This is a genomic window from Pseudomonas sp. P39-UII1 (assembly GCF_039672635.1).
Classification (GTDB): domain Bacteria; phylum Pseudomonadota; class Gammaproteobacteria; order Pseudomonadales; family Pseudomonadaceae; genus Aquipseudomonas.
This window is the reverse complement of the sequence record NZ_JBDFPP010000004.1, coordinates 152517-175221: the sequence shown is the minus strand read 5'-3', so window position 1 is coordinate 175221 and position 22705 is coordinate 152517. Positions and strand designations below refer to the sequence as shown.

General features: G+C 65.0%; 20 protein-coding genes. 12 read left to right on the top strand and 8 right to left on the bottom strand.

Annotated elements, in window-relative coordinates; genetic code table 11:
• Positions 1–8 precede the first annotated feature (8 nt).
• Positions 9–1313, bottom strand: coding sequence for an MFS transporter (locus ABEH27_RS07880; RefSeq protein ID WP_346613015.1), 1305 nt, complete (start codon positions 1311–1313; stop codon positions 9–11).
• A 155-nt stretch (positions 1314–1468) separates the two neighbouring features.
• Here ABEH27_RS07880 and ABEH27_RS07875 point away from each other — a divergent pair, with 155 nt between their 5' ends.
• Both ABEH27_RS07875 and ABEH27_RS07870 read left to right on the top strand, forming a co-directional pair.
• Entirely contained in the window at positions 1469–2377 is a 909-nt protein-coding gene (locus ABEH27_RS07875; RefSeq protein WP_346613014.1) for a LysR family transcriptional regulator, read from the top strand.
• 217 nt (positions 2378–2594) lie between these two features.
• Positions 2595–3164: a WYL domain-containing protein gene (locus tag ABEH27_RS07870; protein WP_346613013.1), complete on the top strand. Its 570-nt coding sequence runs from the start codon at positions 2595–2597 to the stop codon at positions 3162–3164.
• Here the strand turns inward: ABEH27_RS07870 and ABEH27_RS07865 are convergent.
• The 4 genes from ABEH27_RS07865 to codB form a co-directional block, all read right to left on the bottom strand.
• The gene (locus tag ABEH27_RS07865) at positions 3134–3853 is read right to left on the bottom strand and encodes a hypothetical protein (RefSeq protein ID WP_346613012.1); all 720 of its coding nucleotides are present in this window, start codon (positions 3851–3853) and stop codon (positions 3134–3136) included. The two genes, ABEH27_RS07870 and ABEH27_RS07865, sit on opposite strands and share 31 nt — an antisense overlap.
• Positions 3854–4008: 155 nt before the next feature.
• Positions 4009–5250, bottom strand: coding sequence for a cytosine deaminase (codA, locus tag ABEH27_RS07860; RefSeq protein WP_346613011.1), 1242 nt, complete (start codon positions 5248–5250; stop codon positions 4009–4011).
• 3 nt (positions 5251–5253) lie between these two features.
• Entirely contained in the window at positions 5254–6471 is a 1218-nt protein-coding gene (locus ABEH27_RS07855; protein WP_346613010.1) for a PucR family transcriptional regulator ligand-binding domain-containing protein, read from the bottom strand.
• Entirely contained in the window at positions 6468–7733 is a 1266-nt protein-coding gene (codB, locus tag ABEH27_RS07850; RefSeq protein ID WP_346613009.1) for a cytosine permease, read from the bottom strand. The genes ABEH27_RS07855 and codB overlap by 4 nt, the downstream gene beginning before the upstream one ends.
• 325 nt (positions 7734–8058) lie before the next feature.
• On the opposite strand from codB, the gene ABEH27_RS07845 reads away from it, so the two are divergent.
• The 3 genes from ABEH27_RS07845 to ABEH27_RS07835 all read left to right on the top strand — a co-directional run bounded on the left by ABEH27_RS07845 (position 8059) and on the right by ABEH27_RS07835 (position 10378).
• Positions 8059–8610, top strand: a complete 552-nt coding sequence (locus tag ABEH27_RS07845; RefSeq protein ID WP_346613008.1) for a GNAT family protein — start codon at positions 8059–8061, stop codon at positions 8608–8610.
• Between the two features lie 89 nt (positions 8611–8699).
• Positions 8700–9017, top strand: coding sequence for a DUF2388 domain-containing protein (locus ABEH27_RS07840; RefSeq protein WP_346613007.1), 318 nt, complete (start codon positions 8700–8702; stop codon positions 9015–9017).
• A 128-nt stretch (positions 9018–9145) separates the two neighbouring features.
• The gene (locus ABEH27_RS07835; RefSeq protein ID WP_346613006.1) at positions 9146–10378 is read left to right on the top strand and encodes a M20/M25/M40 family metallo-hydrolase; all 1233 of its coding nucleotides are present in this window, start codon (positions 9146–9148) and stop codon (positions 10376–10378) included.
• A 116-nt stretch (positions 10379–10494) separates the two neighbouring features.
• Here the strand turns inward: ABEH27_RS07835 and glcC are convergent, their stop codons facing one another.
• Positions 10495–11262: a transcriptional regulator GlcC gene (gene glcC / locus ABEH27_RS07830; protein ID WP_346613005.1), complete on the bottom strand. Its 768-nt coding sequence runs from the start codon at positions 11260–11262 to the stop codon at positions 10495–10497.
• A 195-nt stretch (positions 11263–11457) separates the two neighbouring features.
• On the opposite strand from glcC, the gene glcD reads away from it, so the two are divergent.
• The 5 genes from glcD (at position 11458) to ABEH27_RS07805 (ending at position 17925) form a co-directional block, all read left to right on the top strand.
• On the top strand, positions 11458–12957 hold the full coding sequence (gene glcD, locus ABEH27_RS07825) for a glycolate oxidase subunit GlcD (RefSeq protein ID WP_346613004.1): 1500 nt from the start codon (positions 11458–11460) through the stop codon (positions 12955–12957).
• On the top strand, positions 12957–14009 hold the full coding sequence (glcE, locus tag ABEH27_RS07820) for a glycolate oxidase subunit GlcE (protein WP_346613003.1): 1053 nt from the start codon (positions 12957–12959) through the stop codon (positions 14007–14009). Before glcD ends, glcE begins: the two co-directional genes overlap by 1 nt.
• Before the next feature lie 9 nt (positions 14010–14018).
• On the top strand, positions 14019–15254 hold the full coding sequence (gene glcF, locus ABEH27_RS07815) for a glycolate oxidase subunit GlcF (RefSeq protein ID WP_346613002.1): 1236 nt from the start codon (positions 14019–14021) through the stop codon (positions 15252–15254).
• Positions 15247–15645, top strand: a complete 399-nt coding sequence (locus tag ABEH27_RS07810; protein WP_346613001.1) for a heme-binding protein — start codon at positions 15247–15249, stop codon at positions 15643–15645. Before glcF ends, ABEH27_RS07810 begins: the two co-directional genes overlap by 8 nt.
• Positions 15646–15756: 111 nt before the next feature.
• Positions 15757–17925, top strand: a complete 2169-nt coding sequence (locus ABEH27_RS07805) for a malate synthase G (RefSeq protein WP_346613000.1) — start codon at positions 15757–15759, stop codon at positions 17923–17925.
• 88 nt (positions 17926–18013) lie between these two features.
• On the opposite strand, the gene ABEH27_RS07800 is transcribed toward ABEH27_RS07805, so the two are convergent.
• Entirely contained in the window at positions 18014–18595 is a 582-nt protein-coding gene (locus tag ABEH27_RS07800) for a flavin reductase family protein (RefSeq protein WP_346612999.1), read from the bottom strand.
• Positions 18596–18767: 172 nt separating this feature from the next.
• Between ABEH27_RS07800 and ABEH27_RS07795 the strand changes: the two genes are divergently transcribed.
• Together ABEH27_RS07795 and ABEH27_RS07790 are read left to right on the top strand one after the other, a co-directional pair.
• Complete coding sequence (locus ABEH27_RS07795) at positions 18768–19106, top strand: hypothetical protein (protein ID WP_346612998.1); 339 nt, start codon at positions 18768–18770, stop codon at positions 19104–19106.
• 927 nt (positions 19107–20033) lie between these two features.
• Positions 20034–21467 carry a PLP-dependent aminotransferase family protein gene (locus ABEH27_RS07790; protein WP_346612997.1) on the top strand — a complete coding sequence of 478 codons (1434 nt, stop codon included), beginning with the start codon at positions 20034–20036 and terminating at the stop codon, positions 21465–21467.
• Here the strand turns inward: ABEH27_RS07790 and ABEH27_RS07785 are convergent.
• Complete coding sequence (locus ABEH27_RS07785) at positions 21460–22656, bottom strand: cyanate transporter (protein WP_346612996.1); 1197 nt, start codon at positions 22654–22656, stop codon at positions 21460–21462. The two genes, ABEH27_RS07790 and ABEH27_RS07785, sit on opposite strands and share 8 nt — an antisense overlap.
• Between the last annotated feature and the right edge of the window lie 49 nt (positions 22657–22705).

Genomic DNA, 22705 nt, shown 5'->3' with positions numbered 1-22705 from the left:
AAGTTGAATCAGGCCAGTTCCAGGCGCTGGCTGTGGGCGTACTGGCGCGCCAGGGCCAGCACGCACACCAGGGAAATGGCGGCGATCAGGGTGTAGAACACCGCCATCGGCCACCAAAGGCCTGTGAAGGTGTGCGCCAGCCAGGTGCCGATCAATGGCGTGAGGCCGCCGGCGATGGCGCCGCACACCTGGTAGGCCATGGAAATCGCGGTATAGCGCACCCGGGTTTCGAACATGCCGCTGACGTAGCCGGCGATCACCGCATAGAACGAGGCCATGCAGGCTGCCGCCAGGGCGATGCCGAGCACGATCAGCGGGCCTTGGCCCGAGCTGACCAACACGAACATCGGGTACGGCGAGGCCATCGCCAGCACGGCGACCAAGGCCAGGAAGCGCGTGGCGCCGATCTTTTCCGATAGCCACGCGGCCAGCGGCTGCACGCAGAACTGGATGATCGCCACGAAGAACAGGCATTCAAGGATCAACGAACGCTCCAGGTGCAGTTGCTGGGTGGTGTAGCTGATCATGAAGGTGTTGGTGAAGTAGACCCCCGCAATGCCCAGGGTATTGGCACCGATGCACAGCAGCAGCGGGCGCCAGGCGGTGCGCAGCACTTCCAGCACCGGCGCCTGCTCCTTGCGCTGGGCCTTGGCCGCCTGCTCGCGGCTGGCAAGAAATTCAGGCGACTCGTTGACCCCCAGGCGGATCGCCAGGCCCACCAGCAGCAACAGCGCACTGGCCAAGAACGGCACGCGCCAGCCCCAGCTCATCAGGTCCTCTTCGGGCAGCCGGGTGACAGCGCCGAACGCCAACAAGGAAAGGATCAAACCCGCCGGGCTGCCCAACTGGGCGAACGAGGCAAAGAAGTTGCGCCGGCCATTGGGCGCATGCTCGCCGGCCATCAGCACGGCTCCACCCCATTCACCACCGACGGCAATGCCCTGGATGACGCGCAGGATGATCAACAGCACCGGTGCGGCGGCACCGATCTGCGCATGGGTCGGCAGCAGGCCGATACAGACGGTGACGATGCCCATCATCAACAAGGTGATGACCAGCGATTTCTTGCGGCCGATGCGGTCGCCCACGTGGCCGAAGACGATGCCACCCAACGGCCGGGCGAAAAAGCCCACAGCGAAGGTGCCAAAGGCAGCCATGGTGCTGAACAGGCTGTTGTCGGAGGGGAAGAACAAGGCGCCGAACACCAGCGCGGCAGCGGTGGCGTAAATGTAGAAGTCGTACCATTCGATCATGGTGCCGATGAACGCGGCCGCGGCGGCACGGCGCGGCTGGGGCGAAGCAGTGGGCTGCATGGGGGGCTCCTTTGTTTGTTTTTCTGGCAGGAGTTGATCGGGTCACGGTAGCGCTCTGTGGGCGCTTGACTGCGATTTATCGTCCCGGGGCTATGATTAGTCAATTTTCTATTTATTATTTGCACTATTAGCCACGCTTATCATCGAGCCCCGCCATGTCCGACCGCCTGCTCAACGACCGCCTCGACTGGAACTTGCTGCGCACCTTCCGGGTGATCGGCCAGGAGCTGTCAATCAGCCGCGCCGCAGCGCGCCTGCACCTGACCCAGCCGGCCGTGAGCCAGGCGCTCAAGCGCCTGGAGGAACAACTCGGCCGGCAGCTGATCGCCCGCCGTGGGCCACGCTTCGTCCTCACCGACATGGGTGAGCAGCTGTTCCTGCTGGCTGGCGAGGTGTATGGGCAGATGTCGCAGATCGGCGGGCTGCTGGAACAGCCAGCGGACGAATTGGTGGGCAAGGTCAGGTTGCTGATGATCAGCCGTATCGTCAGTGAGCGTTTCGACGATTTTCTCGCCGATTTCCACCGCCAACACCCACGGGTGGATGTGGAAATCGATGTGATGCGCAGCTCCGACATCGTCGCCGCGTTGCAGGAGAAGACCGCCACGGCCGGCCTTAGCCTGAACCGCCGGGCACAACCGCGGCTGGAGCAACGCCTGTTCCTGCGCCAGCGCTATGCGTTTTTCTGTGGCAAGCACCATGCCCTGTTCGGCCAGGCCGAGGGGGATTTGCAGCGGGAGAATTTCGTCAGCTTCACCAGCGATCAGATTGGCGGGATGCTCTCGCCGTTGACCATCTTTCGCGACCAGCAGGGGTTTTCCGGCCGCATCGTCGCGTCGTCGCCGAGCCTTGAGGAGGTGCGCCGGCTGGTGATCGCCGGGTTTGGCATCGGTTGCCTGCCGGAGCATGTTGTGGCGGTGGATGTGGCGGCAGGGTTGCTGTGGAAACTGCCGCCGCAGGAAGGCATCGCGGATGTGGATATTCACCTGCTGTGGAACAGGGAGCAGCGCCTGAGCCGAGCTGAAGAGGTGTTTATCGAAGCGCTGCAGAACTGCCTGGCGTGAGCAGCCCATTCAGCGCTTCCCCTTTGTCACCCAGGATCACCTCCAAGGTGCCACGTTTTATAGACGACGCGGGAAGTACTGCTATGCCAAAGGTGACTTGCAGGCTGTGTTTCCGTCGCCTGAAACTTGGATCCCATCGACTTAGGGGGTATGCTCGCGGCAATAGCCATATGCCATCACTCAGGCGCATTCCGCCTGGACTTCAAGGACGAGCCCTTTGCCCAGCCACACGACCCGCCACACCATCGCCCGCCAGTGGCAACTGCTCAAACTGCTGCCCGACCGCCACCCCGGCTTGAGTTCGACGCAGCTGCAGGCAGCACTGGCCAACGTTGGCCACAGAACCAGCAAACGTACGGTCGAGCGCGACCTCAACGAACTCGCGACGCTGTTCCCTCTGCGCTGCAACAACAAGGGCATGCCTTACGGCTGGTACTGGCAACCGGGCCTGAGCCTGGGGGAGGCGCAACAGCTGCAGCCGGACGTGCTGTCCCCTACGCAGCAGATCGAACTGCGCGCCTGGGTTGACGACGCCCTCGCACGGCGCCTGGAAGATCAGCCACTGTCCGATGACATGCGCCTTGCCCCGCATGTTGCAGGTGGCGCGACGCTGGATGCCACGGTCGACGACAGCCGCGCGCTGATGGGCTGGTTGTTGTCCCAGGCCGGGTCCATCCGCGTGCAGGCACCTGAAGACTTGCGCACGGCCATGGTCGAACAACTGCGCCAGAGCCTGGCCCTGCACGACGGCGGTGTTCAGCTGCGGCGGCGGGCCAAACAGGCGTAACCCAGGCCCAGTACACCGAGCACCAGCACGCCGAGCAGCACCATGAGCTCGCGGCTGTACCGTGCCGCCCATGCCGGCAAACCAATGAATTCGCGATAGACCTGCACATCGGCCACGCCATCGGCATGGCTGATGCTGATACCGCTCTGCCGAATCTGCGAGTAATCGGCATCGAAGTAGACCCAGACCTTACACGCCCCACCCGGCTCGATGGCGGGGATCTCGACCATGGGTGTCGCGGCTTCGATGAGGGTGTCGTTGCCAGCGGCATCGCGCACCTGCACCAGGCCTTTGGCCGGCAGGCGTATCTTGACCTCGCGAACCTGCACGTCACCTGTGTTGCGCAACTCGATGAGCAAGCCGGTGCGGTGGTCCACCAACCCGGCCTCGAACGGTTTGGCGAACAACTGGGCATAGGGTGCCTGGGCCAGATCGATCAGCCGATCCACCTGCTCCTGGTTCAACGCACCCTGGCCGATGCTGTTGATGCGCGGCTGCAAGCGCTCGTATTTGAGCTGCTCGTTGGCCTTGCTGATGCGCTCGCTGAACTGGCTTGGGTAGGTGAGATAGGCGTAGGTCAGGGAAGCCTCAAGGCGTGCGTTGCCCTTGAGCGCCACATAGGCCACCAGCATGACCATCAGGCCAAGCAACAGGGCTACGAGGAGTTTCCCGATTTTGTCCCAACTCAACGGTGTGTTCCTTCTGTCACGGCATGCACGGTTCAAGGGCCCCAAAGGGTGCCAAGTTAAACGCCGCCAGGCAAGCGCTCAAAGGCACCGCAACGCCAACCGCGATCAGCTGGCCGCCCTGCCAGAGCTGATCAGGGTTGTCTGCCTCGACGCTTTCAGGCGAACCGCTCGACCTGCGCCGGTGTGCGGCGCATCAGCACCTTGCCGTGGCGCACCGACACCAGCGCATGCCCCTGGCTGCGGACCATCTCGTAGTCATCCGGTGCAGACAGCAGCAGCAGGTTCGCCGGGCGCCCCACCTCGATGCCGTAGCGCTCGCCCAGGTTGAGCGTGCGCGCACTGTTGTCGGTAATCAGGTCCAGGCAGCGCTGCAGGTCCTCGTAGCCCAGCATGTGGCAGATGTGCAGCCCGGCCTCGAGGATGCGCAGGATGTTGCCGTTGCCCAGCGGGTACCACGGATCGACGATCGAGTCCTGGCCGAAACACACGTTCATCCCCGCCCGGTCGATCTCGGCCACGCGGGTCAGCCCGCGGCGTTTCGGGTAGGTGTCGAAGCGGCCCTGCAGGTGGATGCTCTCGGTCGGGCAGGAGACGAAGTTGATGCCCGACATCTTCAGCAGGCGGAACAGCTTGGAGCAGTAGGCATTGTCATAGGAACCCATGGCCGTGGTATGGCTGGCCGTGACCCGCGCGCCCATGCCACGCACCCGCGCCTCTTCAGCCAGCACTTCGAGGAAACGCGATTGCGGGTCGTCGGTCTCGTCGCAGTGCACGTCCACCAGGCAACCGGTGCGCTCGGCCAGCTCCATCAGGAACTTCACCGACGACACGCCCTGATCACGGGTGTTTTCAAAATGCGGAATGCCGCCCACTACATCGGCGCCCATGGCCACCGCTTCGGTCATCAGCGCCCGGCCATTGGCGTAAGACTCGATACCCTCCTGCGGGAAGGCGACGATCTGCAGGTCGATCAGGTCGCGCACTTCCTCGCGCACTTCGACCATTGCCTTGAGTGCGGTGAGCTTGGGGTCGGTCACGTCGACATGGGTGCGCACATGCTGGATGCCGTGCTCCACCAGCATGCCGATGGTCTTCTTCGAGCGGGTCTTGATGTCGTCGTGGGTGGTGATCGCCTTGCGTTCTGCCCAGCGCTCGATGCCTTCGAACAGCGTGCCGCTCATGTTCCAGTTCGGTTCGCCGGCGGTCAGGGTGGCGTCCAGGTGAATGTGCGGCTCGACGAAGGGCGGCACCACCAGGTTCTGCTGGGCGTCCAGGTCATCGGGGTTGACGCGCGAAACCACTTGCGCCTGGGGCGCAATGGCAGCGATGCGATCACCGTCCAGCTCGATACGGAACAGGCCGGCCTTGCCGCGCAGGCGTGCGTTGATGATGTTCATGGGTTACTCCTTGCCTTGGGCTTCGGTCATGCGCCATATCAGCATAGCGACCGCAGCATTCATGCGAAAAAGCGGGTCGTCGAGGGACTGCCCGCTCAATTGTTCGATGCGTTGCATCCGTTGATTGATGGTGTTGCGGTGCACGCCCAGGCGCTGCCCGGCCTTGAGGCCGTTGCCGTTTTCCTTGAGCAGCGCGTCGAGGGTGTGCAACAGAGCGTTGGGCTGCTTGCGCCCGGGTGCGCGAAGCGGGCCAAGGGTCTGGGTGACGAAGTCGTCGATCAGCGAGCGGTCGACGATACCTTGCAGCAGGCGCAGCACGCCAAGTTCGCTGAAGTCGCACAGGCCGGTGGCCGGGCGCAGGTTCTGCGCCACCTCCAGGGCCTGGCGTGCCTGGTTGAGGGCCTGACGGTAGTGGCCGCAATCTTCGGCCGGGCTCGACAGCCCCATGAACAGGCCCATCTCCCCCGCCACTGCGGCCAACTGCTGGTGCAGCCCGGCCAGGGCCGCACGCAGGCCGGGCGTATCCGGCAACAGCAGGACGAACAGGTCGCCTGCCAGTTGCGCCGTCACCGCCCCAGGGTGGCCACGGCACCAGGCTTCCAGTTGGTCTTCCAGCGCCTGCCGGGTGCTTTGCCACAGGCGCTCACCCTGGGCCAGCCCATGCCGCTCGAACAACCCGTCCACCGCCGACAGGCGCAACGCCACCAGGCGCTGCGGCCCGTCCAGTTCAAGGTGCAGATGCGCTGCACGCTGGCGGGCGATGGCCAGGCTGGGGTAGTCACCGGTCAGCAGCTGGCCGAGGATGTCATTGCGCGAGCGGCGCACCTGCGCCATCTGCACCAGCGCCGTGCCGATCAGGTGGGTAACCACGACCATTTTCAGCGCATAGGGCTGCTCGATCAGCGGCAACCCCAATTGCTCGGCACGCTCGATCACCGCCACTGGGATGCCCTGGATGAAGCTGCCGCCGGTGAGGATCACCAGGCCAGCGATGCCTACCGCGTCGCCATCCTCGACCAGGCTCAGCAGGTTGCCCTCGCCGCGCGGGTGGTTGATGCCGGTGACGAACACCAGCTCGCCGCCCATCACCCAGTCGGCGATGCCTTCGTTTTCTGCCACATAGGGCCAGCGCACCCGCCGCTGCAGGTTGCGCGCGCCGGCCCGCACGGCCATGTCTTCAAGCCCCGGCAGGCGGAGGATTTCTTCAAGCGCCAGGCTCACGGCTCGGCCCGGGCCTGGCCCAGCGCACGGCGCCGGCCACTCAGTTCAACCAGCAGGATGTAGCACAGCGCCGAGGCACCGATGCCCACCAGGGGCGCCACCCAAGGCGAGGCATAGGCCGCCACCGCACCCACGGCGTAGGCGCAAAGCCCCGTCAGGTTGTAGCGCGGCAGGCTGACCGTGGCCAGCGCCGGGTATTTGCCACGGTGGCGGTACCAGAAATCCGCCATGATTACCCCGCCCACCGGCGGAATGATCGAGCCGAGCAGCACCAGGAACGGGATCAGCAATTCGTACATGCCGCCGATCGCCAGCACAATACCCACGCCGGCTGCCAGCAGCGTCGCCGTGCGCCGGCGCTCGCTGCGCAGCAGGTGGCAGGCCGCGGCGGCGACGTTGTAGATGGTCGGCCCCTGGATCGTCCACAGGTTCAGGCAGAGCATCACCACCGCCGCGAACGACAGCCCTTGCAGCATCATCACTTCGACGATATCGGCCTGCTGGTACACCATCGCGCACCAGGCGCCAGCCACCACCATCAGCCCGTTGCCGAGCAAGAACGCCACCACGCTGGCCGTCACCGCCACCCGCCCACTGCGCGACAGGCGCGTCCAGTTGGTGGCCTGGGTGGCGCCGCTGGCGAAAGTGCCGAAGACCATGGTCACCGCCGCCGAGAAGGTCATGGTTTCGTGTGGCACCAGCGCCGCCAGCTGTTGCAGCCCACCCACGTCGCGTGTGGCAATGACCATCGAGATGATCAGCAGCGCGAACATCAGCGGCACCGAAACCCGCGACAGCAGGTCCAGCCCCTTGAAGCCGACGATTGCCGTGATGCTGAAGCCAAGCCCGAACAGCACCATCAACGGCACCGTGAAGCCTTCCGCCAACCCCAGCAGCTTGACCAGCACGATCGCCACGGTGGCGGTGCCCCAGGCGTACCAGCCCAGTTCGGCGAAGCCCAGCAGAAAGTCCGAAAGCCGGCTACCGGCTTCACCGAAGCAGAAGCGCCCCATCAGCACGGTGTTGAGGCCGCTACGCGAAGCGATGAATGCCAGCGCGGCGGCGTAAAGTGCCAGCAGCGTGTTGCCAATGGTGGCGATCCATAGCATGTCGACGAAGTTGAATGCCATGCCCAGCTTGCCCCCGGCGAACATCGTCCCGGTAAAGAAGGTAAAGCTGAACAGCACCATGGCGATCGGCAACAGGCCTTTGCGGGCGTGCTGTGGCGCCTCGCACAGCGGGAATTCGGAGGGTGAGCTCATTGTTCGGGTGCTCCGGGTTGAAGTTGGAGCAGCAGGAGCAATAAGCGGGCCGCTTTGGGCGGTGTGTTCCGCTGCGCAAAAGCGGGCGGGCAGCATAGGAAACGGTGTGCAAAGTGAACGGAATTAAGCATTTTGATTGGATTTTTATGTGCTTGATGACTCAATTTGACGCCATTGTGCACCAAAGCAGAACGCGGCTGGGTAGTTTTAACCCAGCCCATTCGATCGATCCAGAAGGCCGATTCAGGCCCGTGGCTTCAACGTGAACATGTTCGCCAGCAGAATGTGCTTAGATGCTCCCAACAACCTCGCCAGGATGGCCCCCATGCCCTACCCCGCTCTGCCCCATACCCTGTCCACCCCGCGCACGCGCCTGGCCCGCCCGGACTCGGCATTTGCCGAGCAATTGCGCCAGGCTTTGCTAGGCAGCTATGACCTGCACGCCCCCTTCCTGGCTTGGGCCAAGCCCGACTGGACGCTGGAAGAGGTGCGCGAAAGCCTGCAACTGAGCGCCAGCGAGTTCCTTGACCCAGCCGCCGAAAAGCGCTTTTTCGTGCTGCAACCAGGCGGCGAGGCCGTGATCGGCTGCATCGGCCTGCGCCCGGGCCATGATGAATATGAAGTGGGCTACTGGGCAAACCAGACGTTCAGCGGCCATGGGCTCATGCGCGAAGCGCTGATCGCTCTGCTGGACGCCGTCGACAGTGCTGTGTGGCTGACCACCGATATCGACAACAAGGCCAGCCAGCGCCTGGCCGAGCGCGCCGGGTTCAAGGCAGCTGGCAGCACGCTCACAGAACTGGACCCCAGCACGCCGCGGCCCCTCTATCGGCGTGCGCCCGCGAAGCGGCCGGCTGCCTCAAACCCGTTGGCCTGATCAGCAGCAAGGGAACTACCGCCCGTGTTCCGCCATCTTAAACACTGAGTGGTAATTCCCTTGGGCTTCACGCTACTGGAGATCACGATATGCGCCACCTATTCCTCGCCCCTGCGCTGCTGCTACTGCTGCCTGCCGGTGCTGCCCTGGCCCGCGTCGATGCGGGCGACGTCGCCACCTCGGCGGGTGTTTCGGCCTCGCTGTATTCGACCTTCAAGGATGACAAACGGATCATCCCCGCCCGTGACGAGCTCTCTGCATTCGTCGCCAGTGGTGGTGCGATCCGTGGCGCCTATGTGGAGTCGGCGCTGGAACAGGCCCGCAAGGACAACCCTGGCCTGCAGGCCAGTGATGAAGAACTGGCCCGGGCGATACTGTCCCAGGATGACCCAGTCGCGCACCATTGATGCCCTTACGGCCCATCGCGGGCCAGCCCGCCCCTGTGGGCGCGGGCCCGCGATAGGGCCTTAATTTACGCTGCAGGCTCATGGCTCAGGGACTAGGCTCAACGGTTCACCACGACAAGGAAGAACCGATGCCTTTGCCCCGCCCTCCCCACGCCATCGCCCTGGCGCTACTGATCGCCTGCACGCACGCCACCGCCGCCGATCCCTCTCCCCAGGACCTGCTCAAACAGGCTCAGGGCGAACAACCGGCCTACCTTGAAACCCTCAAGACCTTGGTTTCGGTCGATACCGGCACCGGCACCGAAGCTGGCCTTACGCAAATCAGCGCCGAATTGGTCAAACGCCTCAAGGCACTGGGCGCCGACGTCCAGACCCACCCCGCAACACCCTCCGTGGGCGACAACATCGTCGGCACCTTCAAAGGCTCCGGCAGCAAGGACTTCCTGCTGATGGTCCACTACGACACCGTGTTCGTGCCCGGCACCGTGGCCAAGCGCCCATTCCGCGTTGACGGCCCGCGCGCCTACGGCCCGGGCGTTGCCGATGCCAAGGGCGGTGTGGCGATGATCCTGCATGCGCTCAAGCTGTTGCAGCAGCAGGAATTCAAGGGCTATCGCACGCTTACGGTGCTGTTCAACCCAGACGAGGAAATGGGCTCGGCCGGCTCCAGGCAGATCATTGCCGAGCTGGCCCGCAAGCATGATTACGTATTCTCCTACGAGCCGCCGGACAAGGACGCCGTCACGGTGGCCACCAACGGCATCAACCGCCTCAAGCTTGAGGTCAAGGGCCGTGCCTCGCACGCAGGCTCAGCGCCCGAGCAAGGGCGCAACGCGCTGACCGAACTGGCCCACCAGCTGCTTCAGCTCAAGGACCTGGGTGATGCCGGCAAAGGCACCACGGTAAACTGGACCCTGGCCAAGGCCGGTGAAAAAGCCAATATCATCCCGGCACTGGCCACGGCCGAAGCCGACATGCGCTATTCGGACCTGACCGAAACCGACCGCGTGCAGGCTGATGCCCAGCGCATCGTGAAAAAGCAGCTGGTGGCAGACACCCAAACCACCGTCACCGTGGAAAAGGGCCGGCCGCCCCTGGCGCGCAATGACGCTTCGGCGAAATTGGCACAGACCGCGCAACAGCTGTACGGCGAGGTCGGCCACAAGATCGAGCCGATTGCCATGCGCTTCGGTACTGATGCCGGTTATGCCTACGTGCCAGGCAGCGACAAGCCAGCGGTGCTGGAAACGCTGGGTGTGGTCGGGGCGGGGTTGCATGGCGACGATGAATACATCGAGCTGAGCAGCGTCGCGCCGCGGTTGTACCTGACGGTGGCGATGATCAGGCACCTGGCACAGTAGCGTTTGCGCTGGCCCTTTCGCGGGGCAAGCCCGCTCCCACAGGATATGCGCAACTTCAAGCCTTGCAGTGTACTTGTGGGAGCGGCTTGCCCCGCGAAGAAGCCGGGACGGGTGGCTCACCCCCACCCATCCATGCGCATCGTCGCCCGCACCAGGCGCTGCTCTTCCTGTTCGATCTCGCGCAAACTGTCGCGAATCCCGTTGATATGTTCGCGCGCCGCCCGCTGCGCCTGTTCCGGCAACTGCTCCATCACCGCCTGATAAAGCCGTGCATGCTGGCGGTCTATCTGGCGCTTCTGCGCCGGCCGGCAGTACAGGTTGTTGACCGAAGCAAACACCGTGCTCAAGGTCAGGTCGCTGAGCGACTGCAGGGTATGCACCAGCACCGGGTTGTGCGAGGCCTCGCTGATCGCGCGGTGGAAGGCATGGTCGCGCCGCGCATGCTCGCGAGCATCGAGCCCATCTGGCGAAGCGTGGGCCGCGAGCATGTCTTCGTAGCGGCGGCGGATCAGCAGGCGGTCGACCTCGGTGGCCCGCAACGCTGCCAGGCGTGCGGATTCGGCCTCCAGCAAGGCACGTACTTCGAGCAGGTCGAACAAGGTGCGTGGCTGCGAGCTGAACAGGTGCATCAAGGGCGTGGCCCCTGCCTGCTGCCCGGTCAGGTCGGCCACGAACGAGCCGCGCCCCTGCTCAGTGTCGATGATCCCGCGCCCACGCAGGATGCGCAGGCCTTCGCGCAGCGCCGAGCGCGAACAGCCGAGCTTTTCCACCAGGCGCCGCTCCGACGGCAAGGCCTGACCGACCTTCAGCACACCTTCAACGATCAGCCGCTCGACCCGCTCTGCCACCTGATCGGCGATCTTGGCCTTGCCTTCAGCACCCATGCGCGCACTCCAACTGGTAGGACCACTGCTACAGCTTGCGCCAATTTAGCTGGCGGAACCTGCAAATAACCAGTGCATCGCGCAAAAACTGGTAGGACCAGTGCGCGAGCAGCTCGACCTCACCCGCCAGCGCGCGCAGGCTGCGAAGGTGACTGGTCTACCCACAACAACAAAAATTGCCGGTGAGTGAGCCCGATGAACATTCTCTACGACGAACGGGTCGATGGCGCGCTGCCTGCCGTAGACCTGCCTGACCTGCTAAAGGCCTTGCGCGAGTCACTGCCCGATCTCGAAATCCTGCACCGCGCTGAAGACCTCAAACCTTACGAATGCGACGGCCTTTCGGCCTACCGCACGGTGCCGCTACTGGTGGTACTGCCCGAACGTCTGGAACAGGTGCAGACCCTGCTGAAGCTGTGCCACCAGCGTGGCGTGCCGGTGGTTGCACGCGGCGCGGGTACCGGGTTGTCGGGCGGCGCGCTGCCGTTGGCCAAGGGCATCCTGCTGGTGATGGCGCGTTTCAACCGAATTCTGGAGGTTAACCCGCAAGGGCGTTTCGCGCGGGTTCAGCCGGGTGTTCGCAACCTGGCGATCTCCCAGGCGGCTGCGCCACATGGCCTGTATTACGCACCCGACCCTTCCTCGCAGATTGCCTGCTCCATCGGAGGCAACGTGGCCGAGAACGCCGGCGGCGTGCATTGCCTGAAATACGGCCTGACCGTGCACAACCTGCTCAAGGTCGAGATCCTCACCGTCGAAGGCGAACACCTGACCCTGGGCAGCGACGCCCTCGACAGCCCGGGTTTCGACCTGCTGGCCTTGTTCACCGGCTCCGAAGGCATGCTCGGCATCGTCACCGAAGTGACCGTCAAGCTGCTGCCCAAACCCCAGGTGGCGCGGGTGTTGCTGGCCAGTTTCGACAATGTGGAGGACGCCGGCCGCGCCGTGGCCGAGATCATCGCCGCCGGCATCATCCCCGGTGGCCTGGAAATGATGGACAACCTGGCGATACGCGCCGCCGAGGACTTCATCCACGCCGGCTACCCGGTAGACGCAGCGGCCATCCTGCTGTGCGAGCTGGATGGCGTGGAGGCCGATGTGCAGGATGACTGCGAGCGGGTGGCGGCCGTGCTGCAGCAAGCCGGCGCCCGCGAAGTGCGCCTGGCCTGCGACGAGGCCGAGCGCGTGCGCTTCTGGGCCGGGCGCAAGAACGCCTTCCCGGCCGTGGGGCGGATCTCGCCGGACTACTACTGCATGGACGGCACCATCCCGCGGCGCGAGCTGCCACGGGTGCTCAAAGGCATCAGCGAGCTGTCCGAGGAATACGGCCTGCGTGTGGCCAACGTGTTCCATGCCGGCGACGGCAACATGCACCCGCTGATCCTGTTCGATGCCAACCTGCCGGGCGAGCTGGAACGCGCCGAGGCTATCGGCGGGCGCATCCTGGAACTGTGCGTGGCCGTGGGCGGCAGCATCACCGGTGAACACGGTGTCGGGCGGGAAAAGATCAGCCAGATGTGCGCGCAGTTCAACAGCGACGAAATCACCCTGTTCCATGCGGTCAAGGCGGCGTTCGACCCCCAAGGGTTGCTCAACCCCGGCAAGAACATCCCCACCCTGCACCGCTGCGCCGAGTTCGGCGCAATGCACGTGCACCACGGGCAACTGCCCTTCCCTGAGCTGGAGCGCTTCTGATGGGCATGGACCGCGACATCAGCCTGGACCTGCTCGAGCAGGTCAACCAGGCCTTGAACCTGAACACCCCGCTGCGCATTCAGGGCAGCAACAGCAAAGCCATGCTTGGCCGCCCGATCGGCGGGGAAATCATCAATACCCGCAACCACCGCGGCATCGTCAGCTACGACCCGACCGAGCTGGTGCTCACCGCCCGCGCCGGCACGCCGCTGGTGGAGATCGAGGCGGCATTGTTCGAGGCCGGGCAGATGCTGCCCTGCGAGCCGCCGCATCTGGGCGCCGGCGCGACCCTCGGCGGCATGGTCGCGGCTGGGCTGTCCGGGCCGCGTCGGCCCTGGGCGGGGTCGGTGCGCGATTACGTACTCGGCACGCGCGTCATTACCGGCCACGGCAAGCTGCTGCGGTTTGGCGGCGAAGTGATGAAGAACGTGGCCGGGTACGACGTGTCGCGGTTGATGGCGGGCAGTTTCGGTTGCCTGGGTGTACTGACCGAGGTGTCATTGAAAGTGCTCCCGCGCCCACGCCAGTGCCTGAGCCTGCGCCTGCCAATGGACCGGCATCACGCCGTGGCCGAGCTGGCCGAATGGGGCCAGCAACCGTTGCCGATCAGCGCCGCCTGCCACGATGGCGACGCACTGTACCTGCGCCTGGAAGGCGGTGAAGGCTCGGTGCAATCGGCCCGCCAGCGCCTGGGCGGCGATGAGCTCGACAGCCGTTTCTGGGGCGACCTGCGCGAGCAGCGCCTGGCCTTCTTCCAGGGCCCTGAACCGCTGTGGCGTGTGTCGGTGCCGCTTGCCGCCGGTGAGCTCGACCTGCCTGGGCGCCAGCTCATCGACTGGGGCGGCGCCCAGCGCTGGCTGAAATCGACTGCCCCCGCACGGCAGATCCGCGAACAGGCCGCCAAGGCCGGCGGCCACGTCACCGGTTACGCCACAGGTGAAGACAGCAGTGCACCGCTGCCCGCTGGGCTGCTGCGCTACCACCGCGCCCTCAAGCAGCAACTCGACCCCCAGGGTGTGTTCAACCCTGGCCGCCTGTACCCGGACCTGTGAGGCCACGCCATGCAAACCAACCTGAGCGACACCGCCAAGCGCCTGGCCCGCGCCGAAGAGGCCGAAAGCATCCTGCGCTCGTGCGTGCACTGCGGCTTCTGCACGGCCACCTGCCCCACCTATCAGCTGCTCGGCGATGAGCTGGACGGCCCGCGTGGGCGTATCTACCTGATCAAACAGGTGCTCGAAGGCGAGCCGGTAACGACCAGCACGCAGCTGCACCTGGACCGCTGCCTGACCTGCCGCAACTGCGAAACCACCTGCCCGTCCGGGGTGAAATACCATGACCTGCTGGACATCGGCCGCGCCGTGGTCGAGCAGCAGGTGCCCCGCCCGCTCGGCCAGCGCCTGCTGCGCCAAGGCCTGCGCACGGTGGTGCCGCGCCCGGCGCTGTTCAAGGCGTTGACCCGCACCGGCCAGGCCCTGCGCCCGCTGCTGCCGGCCACGCTGAAGAGCAAGTTGCCGGCGCAGATAGCCGCGCCCGGCGAGCGCCCGGCGGTGCGCCACGCCCGTCGGGTGCTGCTGCTCGAAGGCTGCGTGCAACCGGCGCTGTCGCCCAACACCAACGCCGCCGCCGCGCGCCTGCTCGACCGGCTGGGCATCAGCGTGGTACCTGCGTTCGAAGCCGCCTGCTGTGGCGCGGTGGATTACCACCTCAATGCCCAGGCGCGCGGCCTTGAGCGTGCCCGACGCAACATCGATGCCTGGTGGCCGGCCATCGAGGCCGGCGCCGAAGCCATCGTGCAGACCGCCAGCGGCTGCGGTGCGTTCGTACACGATTACGGGCACCTGCTGGAAAAGGACCCGCACTATGCCGCCAAGGCCGCCCGGGTCAGCGCGTTGTCGCGTGACCTGGTGCAAGTGCTGCGTGACGAACCCATCGAGCAACTGGGGCTGTGCGCGGAGCAGCGCCTGGCCTTCCATTGCCCCTGCACCCTGCAGCATGCACTCAAGCTCGGTGGCCAGGTTGAAGCCCTGCTGACCCGCCTGGGCTTCACCCTGACTGCGGTACCGGACGGCCATCTGTGCTGCGGCTCGGCCGGGACCTACTCGCTGACCCAGCCCGAGCTGTCGCGGCAACTGCGCGACAACCGCCTTAACGCGCTGGAAAGCGGCAAGCCACAAGTCATTGCCACCGCCAACATCGGCTGCCAGACCCACCTTGACGGTGCCGGGCGCACGCCGGTGCGCCACTGGATCGAAATCGTCGAAGCTGCCCTTGACCCGGAGAACCGCCATGCATAGCAAGTCCGTGATCGGCCAGGCCGAAGTAGCCCGCCTGCTCGCCGCCGCCCGCCAGGAAGCCCAGGCGCAACAGTGGAACGTGACCATCGCGGTGGTCGACGACGGCGGCCACCCGCTGGGCCTGGAGCGCATGGATGGCTGCGCGCCGGCCAGTGCCTACATCGCCATGGAAAAGGCCCGCAGCGCGGCGCTTGGGCGCAAGGAAACGCGCGACTACGAGCAGATGGTCAACGGCGGGCGCACGGCGTTCGTCACCGCGCCCCTGCTGACCAGCCTGGAAGGTGGAGTGCCCTTGCTGGTGGAGGGCCAGGTGGTGGGTGCCATCGGCGTTTCCGGGGTCAAGCCCGAACAAGATGCCCAGGTGGCCAAAGCGGGAGCCGGGGCGCTGTAGTCGGAAAACCCGCTTCTCAGGCCCGACGCTGCACCTGCAGGAGCGGGTTTACCCGCCAGAGGCCATCACCCACAACGGATTTCTCCAAGTATGAATAAGAGCAGAACTACCATGCCCAATCATCTCCAGGTCGCCCCCCTCCTGCAGCGCTTCATCGAGGTAGAAGTCCTCCCCGGCACCGGCATCGACGCCACCGCGTTCTGGCAGGGCTTCAGCACGCTGGTCCACGACCTCGCGCCGCGCAACCGCGAACTGCTCGCCGAACGCGACCGCCTGCAAACCGAACTGGACACCTGGCACCGCCAACACCCAGGCCCGATCACGGACATGGCGGCGTACCAGTCGTTCTTGCGCGGCATTGGCTACCTTGTCGAAAGCCCCGAGAAGGTCAGCATCACCACCACCCACGTTGACCGCGAAATCGCCGAGCAAGCCGGCCCCCAGCTGGTAGTACCACTGAGCAACGCCCGCTATGCCCTCAACGCCGCCAACGCCCGCTGGGGTTCGCTGTATGACGCGCTGTACGGCACCGATGCGATTGCCGACAGCGACGGCGCCGAGCGCGGCGAGCGTTACAACCCCACGCGGGGTGCACGGGTCATTGCCTTCGGCCGAAGCCTGCTCGACCAGGCCACGCCGCTCGAAGGCGCCTCGCATAGCGAGGCAACGGCTTACGCAATCAGCCAAGGCGCGCTGCTGGTCACCTTGAAAGATGGCCGCCAGGTTGGCCTCAAGCAGGCCAGCCAACTGCGCGGTTATCAGGGCGAGCCAGGCAAGCCTTCGGCGATCGTCCTGCAACACCACCGTCTGCACCTGGACATTCAGATCGACCCGAGCAGCACCATCGGCGAGGCTGACCTCGCTGGGGTCAAGGACATCCTTGTGGAGTCTGCGCTGACCACCATCATCGACTGCGAGGACTCGGTGGCAGCTGTGGACGCCGAGGACAAGGTCAACGTCTACCGCAACTGGCTGGGCCTGATGAAAGGCGACCTGAGCGAGCAGGTCAGCAAGGGCGGCAAGACCTTCACCCGCGCATTGTCAAAAGACCGCGAGTACCAAGGGGCAGACGGCAAGCCGCTGAGCCTGCCGGGCCGTTCGCTGCTGTTCATCCGCAATGTCGGCCACCTGATGACCAACCCGGCGATCCATGACCGAGACGGCCGCGAGATTCCCGAGGGCATCCTCGACGCGGTGGTGACCAGCCTGATCGGCCTGCACGACCTCAAGCGCCGCGGCAACTCCCGCGAGGGCAGCCTGTACATCGTCAAACCAAAGATGCACGGGCCGGCCGAAGTCGCCTTCGCCGATCAGCTATTCAGCCGTGTCGAAGACCTGCTTGGCGTACCACGTAATACGCTGAAGATGGGCATCATGGACGAGGAACGGCGCACCAGCGTCAACCTCAAGGCCTGCATCGCCAGCGCGGCGGCGCGGGTGGTGTTCATCAACACGGGTTTCCTCGACCGCACCGGCGACGAGATGCACACAGCCATGGAGGCCGGCGCCATGCTGCGCAAAGGCGACATGAAAGGCAGCGCCTGGATCCAGGCCTATGAGCGCAGCAACGTTCTGGTTGGCCTGGCTTGCGGCCTGCGCGGCAAGGCTCAGATCGGCAAAGGCATGTGGGCGATGCCCGATTTGATGGCGGCGATGCTCGAGCAGAAAATCGCCCAGCCTCGCGCTGGCGCCAATACCGCCTGGGTGCCCTCACCCACTGCCGCGACCCTGCATGCCCTGCATTATCACCAGGTCGATGTGGCGGCGGTGCAACAGCAACTGGAACAGGCCGACCTCGCCCGCGAGCACGCGCCGTTGCTGCGCGACCTGCTGAGTATTCCGGTCAGCCCCGACAGGCCATGGCGCGCAGAGGACATCCAGGCCGAACTGGACAACAACTGCCAAGGCATCCTGGGCTATGTGGTGCGTTGGGTCGAGCAAGGTGTGGGCTGTTCCAAAGTGCCGGACATCCATGATGTGGGCCTGATGGAAGACCGCGCCACCCTGCGCATCTCGGCCCAGCATATTGCCAACTGGCTGCACCATGGCGTGGTTGGCGCCGAACAGGTGGAGGCGACGCTTCGGCGGATGGCCAAGGTGGTCGATCAGCAGAATGCCGGCGATGCGGCGTATCGGCCGATGGCTGCTGACTTTGCAGGGTCGCATGCCTTCTGCGCGGCGCAGGAGCTGGTGTTCAAGGGGCGTGAGCAGCCGAGCGGGTATACCGAACCGTTGCTGCATGGTTGGCGGTTGCGGTTCAAGCAGGAGGTCATGGGTTGATGGTGCGAGGGGCCGCTGTGCGGCCCATTCGCGGGTAAACCCGCTCCTACAGGCCGGTGTTGTATCCGCGAGGCCAGCACTATCTACATCAATCCTGCTGCCTTACCACCACCGGTTCACCGATGGCATAGAAATGCCCACCCGCCACATAGTGCAGGCTGCGCCACTGCGGGTCGGCCTGCTCATAGGTCCAGTGCCCGTCACGGAACACCCGGTCATCGGCCCAGGCGGCCACCACTTCGCCGATGAACAGGTCATAGGTGCTCTGGTTGTGCGGCTCGTCGATCACGCGGCACATCAACCAGGCCGAGCAGCCTTTGACCAGCGGCGCTGCGTGCCCTTCGACGCGTTCCAGTTCAACGCCGATGCTGGCTAGCTTGTCGGGGTGATCAAAGAGGCTGCGGGTACCGACCTGATGGGTCAGTTGCGCTTGGGCGGCGGTCGGTACCTGGATCACGAACCAGCCACTGCCTTCGATCAATTGCCGGGTGCGGGCGATCTTGTCCAGCACCACGGTGACCTTGGGTGGGTCGAAGTCCAGCGCGCAGGCCCAGGCGGCGGCCATGACGTTGTCCACGCCTTGGTGGCTGGCCGAGACCAGCACGGTCGGCCCGTGGTTGAGCAGGCGGTAGGCCTTTTGCAGGTCGACGGCTTGAAAATGGCTGTTCATCGATGTCCTCGGTACTCGCGCAATCAGATGCGTAATTGTGCAGCATCAATAAATCCACGGCATCCATTCTGTATCATCAGAAAATTCCTACCCATCCTCTCGGAAACGCCCTACTTGTCGCGCTCGCCCGGCGAAAACATCATCGGCACTTGCGATCAGAGGAAGCTGCCCTATGCATCCACACGCCCACACTACCGCCGAGCTGCGCAGCACCCTGCGCGAGCTGTTGGCCCATGAGGTCAACAACCCGGATGAAGACCCGCACCTGTCGGGGGTGTTGTTCTTCTGTGCCACCGACGAGCGAACACGGCAGCTGATCGAGCGCATCGAGTTGCTGGCCAGCGAGGTGTTCTTCGACGCCTACGGCCGCGCCATCGCCCACCGCATGCGTGCGGTGGCGGTTGACGGCGTCTGTATCAAGCAAAAGCACAAAGCGCAGGCGGATGAGACGGTGATCCGCATAGCACTGGTGGACAAAGGCTATATCACCGTGAGCACGGCCCGCCTCTAAAACCAACAACGCCGCCAGCCATTGCCGTTGCCGTTGCCGTGCTGTTGCTGTTGCTGTTGCCCTGCTTCTGCTTTTAAGCGCGCAATAGCCCAGACGACACAGATTGCGACTTCAGGAGGCCGAGCGGAGGTCTTGCGGAGGGAGGTGACGGGCAGGATGCCCGTCAAGCGCTTCGGCCCATGGATGGGCCGTGGGCGCGGTCCTCCCGGGAGCAAGGCCGGAGCGAGGGAACCCCGAAGCGCAGCGTAGGGGCCGGATGATAGGAGCCAGCCTTTTTTGGTTACTTTTTGGGGCGTTTGCCAAAAAGTGACCCGCCGTAAGGGCGGAAAGGTGAGTGAGCGTCGCCACAGCCAATGGATCTGCTCCCCCTCATCAGAACCACCACATGAGCTTTTGGCTTTTGGCTTTTGGCTTTTGGCTTTTGGCTTTTGGCTTTTGGCTTTGCGAGCATATCCGTTCGCGATGGAGGCGCTGAGTCACCTTTCCGCCCTTACGGCGGGTTACTTTGGTCTTGGCCAAAGTAACCAAAACCGCCCGCTCCCATCATCCGGCCCCTACGCTGCGCTCCGGGGTTCCCTCACTCCGGCCTTGCTCCCGGGAGGACCGCGCCCACGGCCCATCCATGGGCCGAAGCGCTTGCCGGGCATCCTGCCCGTCACCTCCCTCCGCAAGACCTCCACTCGGCCTCCTGAAGTCGCAATCTATGTCGTCTGGACTATTGCGCGCTTAGAAGCAAAAGCAAAAGCAAAAGCCAGAGCCAAAGCCAGAGCCAGAGCCAGAGCCAGAGCCAGTTAAAGACTGTTACCTATGTGCGTGCACTCCCCTGTAACCCATGTGGGTCGGTCATACCGACTGCGGGGTTGGGGGCAGCACCAGAATTTTGCAAAGTTCCGCTATCCTCAGCACTCTCGCGCCCCGGACACCATCATGGAACTGCACATTCGCCTGGAAGGCCGAAAAGGCTTGGCCGACCAGCTCTACCAACAATTGCGCGCCGGCATCGACAGTGGCCACCTCGCCGCCGGCACCCAACTGCCACCCACCCGCCTGCTGGCCGAACAACTCGGCGTGTCACGCAAAACCGTGGCCGAAGCCTATTCGCGCCTGACCTACGACAACCTCCTCAGTGGCGTTGTCGGCCGCGGCACCTTCATCACCCCACGCCAGCCAGTGCGCAGCAGCGAATCACAAACCGTGCCCCTCGCCGCCGCAGCCTCGCTGGACCGCTGGCAACAACGCGCCACCGTACTCGCCAGACGCACCCATGAAGCACCCTCGCGGTACGACTTCGTAGGCGGCGCCTCGATCAAGTCGCAATTCCCGTTCGACCACTGGCGCAGCTGCCTGAACTACGCCCTGCGCCGCAGCCAGCGCCACCCCGAACGACAGTTCCAGGCCCAAGGCCTGCCCGAGCTGCGCGAAGCCATCGCCCACCACATCGCCTTCGCCCGCGGCGTGCATTGCAGCGCCGCCGATATCCTGGTGTGCAACGGCGCCCAACAGGCGCTGGACCTGATTGCCCGGGTGCTGATCGAACCCGGCTGCCCGGTGGCCATGGAAGACCCCGGCTACCCGCCCGCACGCCAGCTGTTCCTGGCCCTCGGTGCACGCCTGCAATCAGTACCCGTGGACGATCAAGGTATGTGCGTGGAGCAGATCGCCGACGGCACCCGGCTGATCTACGTGACCCCCTCGCACCAGTTCCCGCTTGGCATGCCGATGAGCGAACCACGCCGCCAAGCGTTGCTGGCCAGGGCCGCCGAGCTCGGCGCGCTGATCATCGAAGACGACTACGACTGTGAGTTCCGCTACCAAGGCCCACCTTCCGAAGCCCTGCAGCGCCTCGACCAGCATGGCCTGGTGGCCTACGTCGGCACCTTCTCCAAGACCCTGCTGCCAGAACTGCGCCTGGGCTATGCGGTGCTGCCACCGGCCGTGCTCGGCGCTGCCTGCGTGGCCAAGCACCTGAGCGACTGGCACAGCCCGACGCTGCTGCAGTGGGCGCTGGCGCGGTTTATCAGCGAAGGGCACCTGAGCAAGCACATCCGCCGCTGCCACGACATCTACAGTGCCCGCCGCGCGCGCATCCTGGCGCGGCTGGAGGGCGACCTGGCGCCGTGGTTCGAGGCCGTGCCGGCCAGTGCCGGGTTCCACCTCAGCGCCCTGGCGCAAGCCGGCGTAGATATCGAGCTGCTGGCCAACCTCGCCCGCAAGGTCGAAGTCGGCCTCTACTCGCTGGCGCCTTTCTTCAGTGAAGTGCCAGTGCGGCCTGGGCTGGTGTTCGGCTTTGGCGCCATCGAAGTGCTGGATATCGACCCGGCGCTGGACCGCGTACGCGATACGTTGCAGCGCCTCAGTTGACGGCGGCTGCCTGGCCGCCCTGGCGTGGCCGCGCAATCGCGGCGGCATAGCCGCGTGGTGCGAAACACGCGGTCACCAGCAGCATCGCCAGCACCGTGACGGTCAATAGCGTCCATGACGCCTGGAAGTCACCACTGACGTCACGCAACCAACCGGTGATGTACGGCACGATGCCCGTGATGATGAAGCCGATCCCCTGCACGAACGCCGCCAGGCTACCTGCCCCACCGGGTGTTTTCAGGTGCTCGAGCGTCAAGGTCAGACTCAGGCTGAAGCACGCACCCAGGCCAAAACCGATCATCGCCACCCACACGCCCATTGCCGCTGCCGGCGCCAGCAACAAGCCCAGAAAGCCCATCAGCTGCACCGACAATGCCAGCCAAAGCCCAGGCCGACGGTCCGCCAAGCGCCGCAGCAGCAACGGCAAGCCGAGCGCGCCTGCGACCTGGAAGAGGGTCATCAGGCCCACCAGGTCACCACCGCCCTGGGCCGTGCCGCCATGTTCCAGGTGATAGGCCGGCAGCCAGGCGACCATGCTGGTGTAACCGCCGTTGATCAGGCCAAAGTACAGCGCCAGCAGCCATGCCCGGCGCGTGCCGAACCAATGCCCCTCGGCAGCCCCTGCCAGCTTGGGCGCCGCTTCACGCGGGCGCAGCACTGCCCAGGCAAGCACGGCCAGCACAGCGGGAATCGCCCACAGGCCGAGGCCTGCCTGCCAATGGCCGAAATAACCACTGATGTGTGGGCCAAGCACCGCAGCCAGCCCACCGCCGCTCATCAAGGCCGCCGAATACAGGCCCATGGTCCCTGCAAGGCGATGGGGGAACCAGCGGTTGACCAGCCCCGGCATCATGCCCTGCACCACCGCCACACCCAACCCGGCCAGCACCGCACTGGCAATCAGCGCCCAGGCGCTGTCCAGCTGCAGCCGCCACAGGCAGGCCAGGCTGATAGCCGCCAGCCCACCTAGCATGCCGCCGTGCTCACTGACCCAGCGGCGCAGCCATGGCTGCAGCAACGGGACCAGGCCCATGCATAGCACCGGCAGCGCGGTCAGCAGTGCGGCTTGCTGGTAACCCAGGCCGGTACTGGCGCGCATCGGTTCGAGCAGCGGGCCAATGCTGGTCAGTATGGGTCGCAAATTCAGCGCCAACAGCAGCACCAACAGCAAATTCAAAGCACCTCTCATTACGCGATCGCCTGTTTCCATAGTCAGGGGATTATCCCGCTTCGCCAGG

Excerpts from the sequence above, each read along its gene's own strand:
- ABEH27_RS07880 (WP_346613015.1), bottom strand. The coding sequence starts at position 1,313 with ATGCAGCCCACTGCTTCGCCCCAGCCGCGCCGTGCCGCCGCGGCCGCG.
- ABEH27_RS07875 (WP_346613014.1), top strand. The coding sequence starts at position 1,469 with ATGTCCGACCGCCTGCTCAACGACCGCCTCGACTGGAACTTGCTGCGC.
- codA (WP_346613011.1), bottom strand. The coding sequence starts at position 5,250 with ATGAACATCATCAACGCACGCCTGCGCGGCAAGGCCGGCCTGTTCCGT.
- codB (WP_346613009.1), bottom strand. The coding sequence starts at position 7,733 with ATGAGCTCACCCTCCGAATTCCCGCTGTGCGAGGCGCCACAGCACGCC.
- ABEH27_RS07845 (WP_346613008.1), top strand. The coding sequence starts at position 8,059 with ATGCCCTACCCCGCTCTGCCCCATACCCTGTCCACCCCGCGCACGCGC.
- ABEH27_RS07840 (WP_346613007.1), top strand. The coding sequence starts at position 8,700 with ATGCGCCACCTATTCCTCGCCCCTGCGCTGCTGCTACTGCTGCCTGCC.
- ABEH27_RS07835 (WP_346613006.1), top strand. The coding sequence starts at position 9,146 with ATGCCTTTGCCCCGCCCTCCCCACGCCATCGCCCTGGCGCTACTGATC.
- glcC (WP_346613005.1), bottom strand. The coding sequence starts at position 11,262 with ATGGGTGCTGAAGGCAAGGCCAAGATCGCCGATCAGGTGGCAGAGCGG.
- glcD (WP_346613004.1), top strand. The coding sequence starts at position 11,458 with ATGAACATTCTCTACGACGAACGGGTCGATGGCGCGCTGCCTGCCGTA.
- glcE (WP_346613003.1), top strand. The coding sequence starts at position 12,957 with ATGGGCATGGACCGCGACATCAGCCTGGACCTGCTCGAGCAGGTCAAC.
- glcF (WP_346613002.1), top strand. The coding sequence starts at position 14,019 with ATGCAAACCAACCTGAGCGACACCGCCAAGCGCCTGGCCCGCGCCGAA.
- ABEH27_RS07810 (WP_346613001.1), top strand. The coding sequence starts at position 15,247 with ATGCATAGCAAGTCCGTGATCGGCCAGGCCGAAGTAGCCCGCCTGCTC.
- ABEH27_RS07805 (WP_346613000.1), top strand. The coding sequence starts at position 15,757 with ATGCCCAATCATCTCCAGGTCGCCCCCCTCCTGCAGCGCTTCATCGAG.
- ABEH27_RS07800 (WP_346612999.1), bottom strand. The coding sequence starts at position 18,595 with ATGAACAGCCATTTTCAAGCCGTCGACCTGCAAAAGGCCTACCGCCTG.
- ABEH27_RS07795 (WP_346612998.1), top strand. The coding sequence starts at position 18,768 with ATGCATCCACACGCCCACACTACCGCCGAGCTGCGCAGCACCCTGCGC.
- ABEH27_RS07790 (WP_346612997.1), top strand. The coding sequence starts at position 20,034 with ATGGAACTGCACATTCGCCTGGAAGGCCGAAAAGGCTTGGCCGACCAG.
- ABEH27_RS07785 (WP_346612996.1), bottom strand. The coding sequence starts at position 22,656 with ATGAGAGGTGCTTTGAATTTGCTGTTGGTGCTGCTGTTGGCGCTGAAT.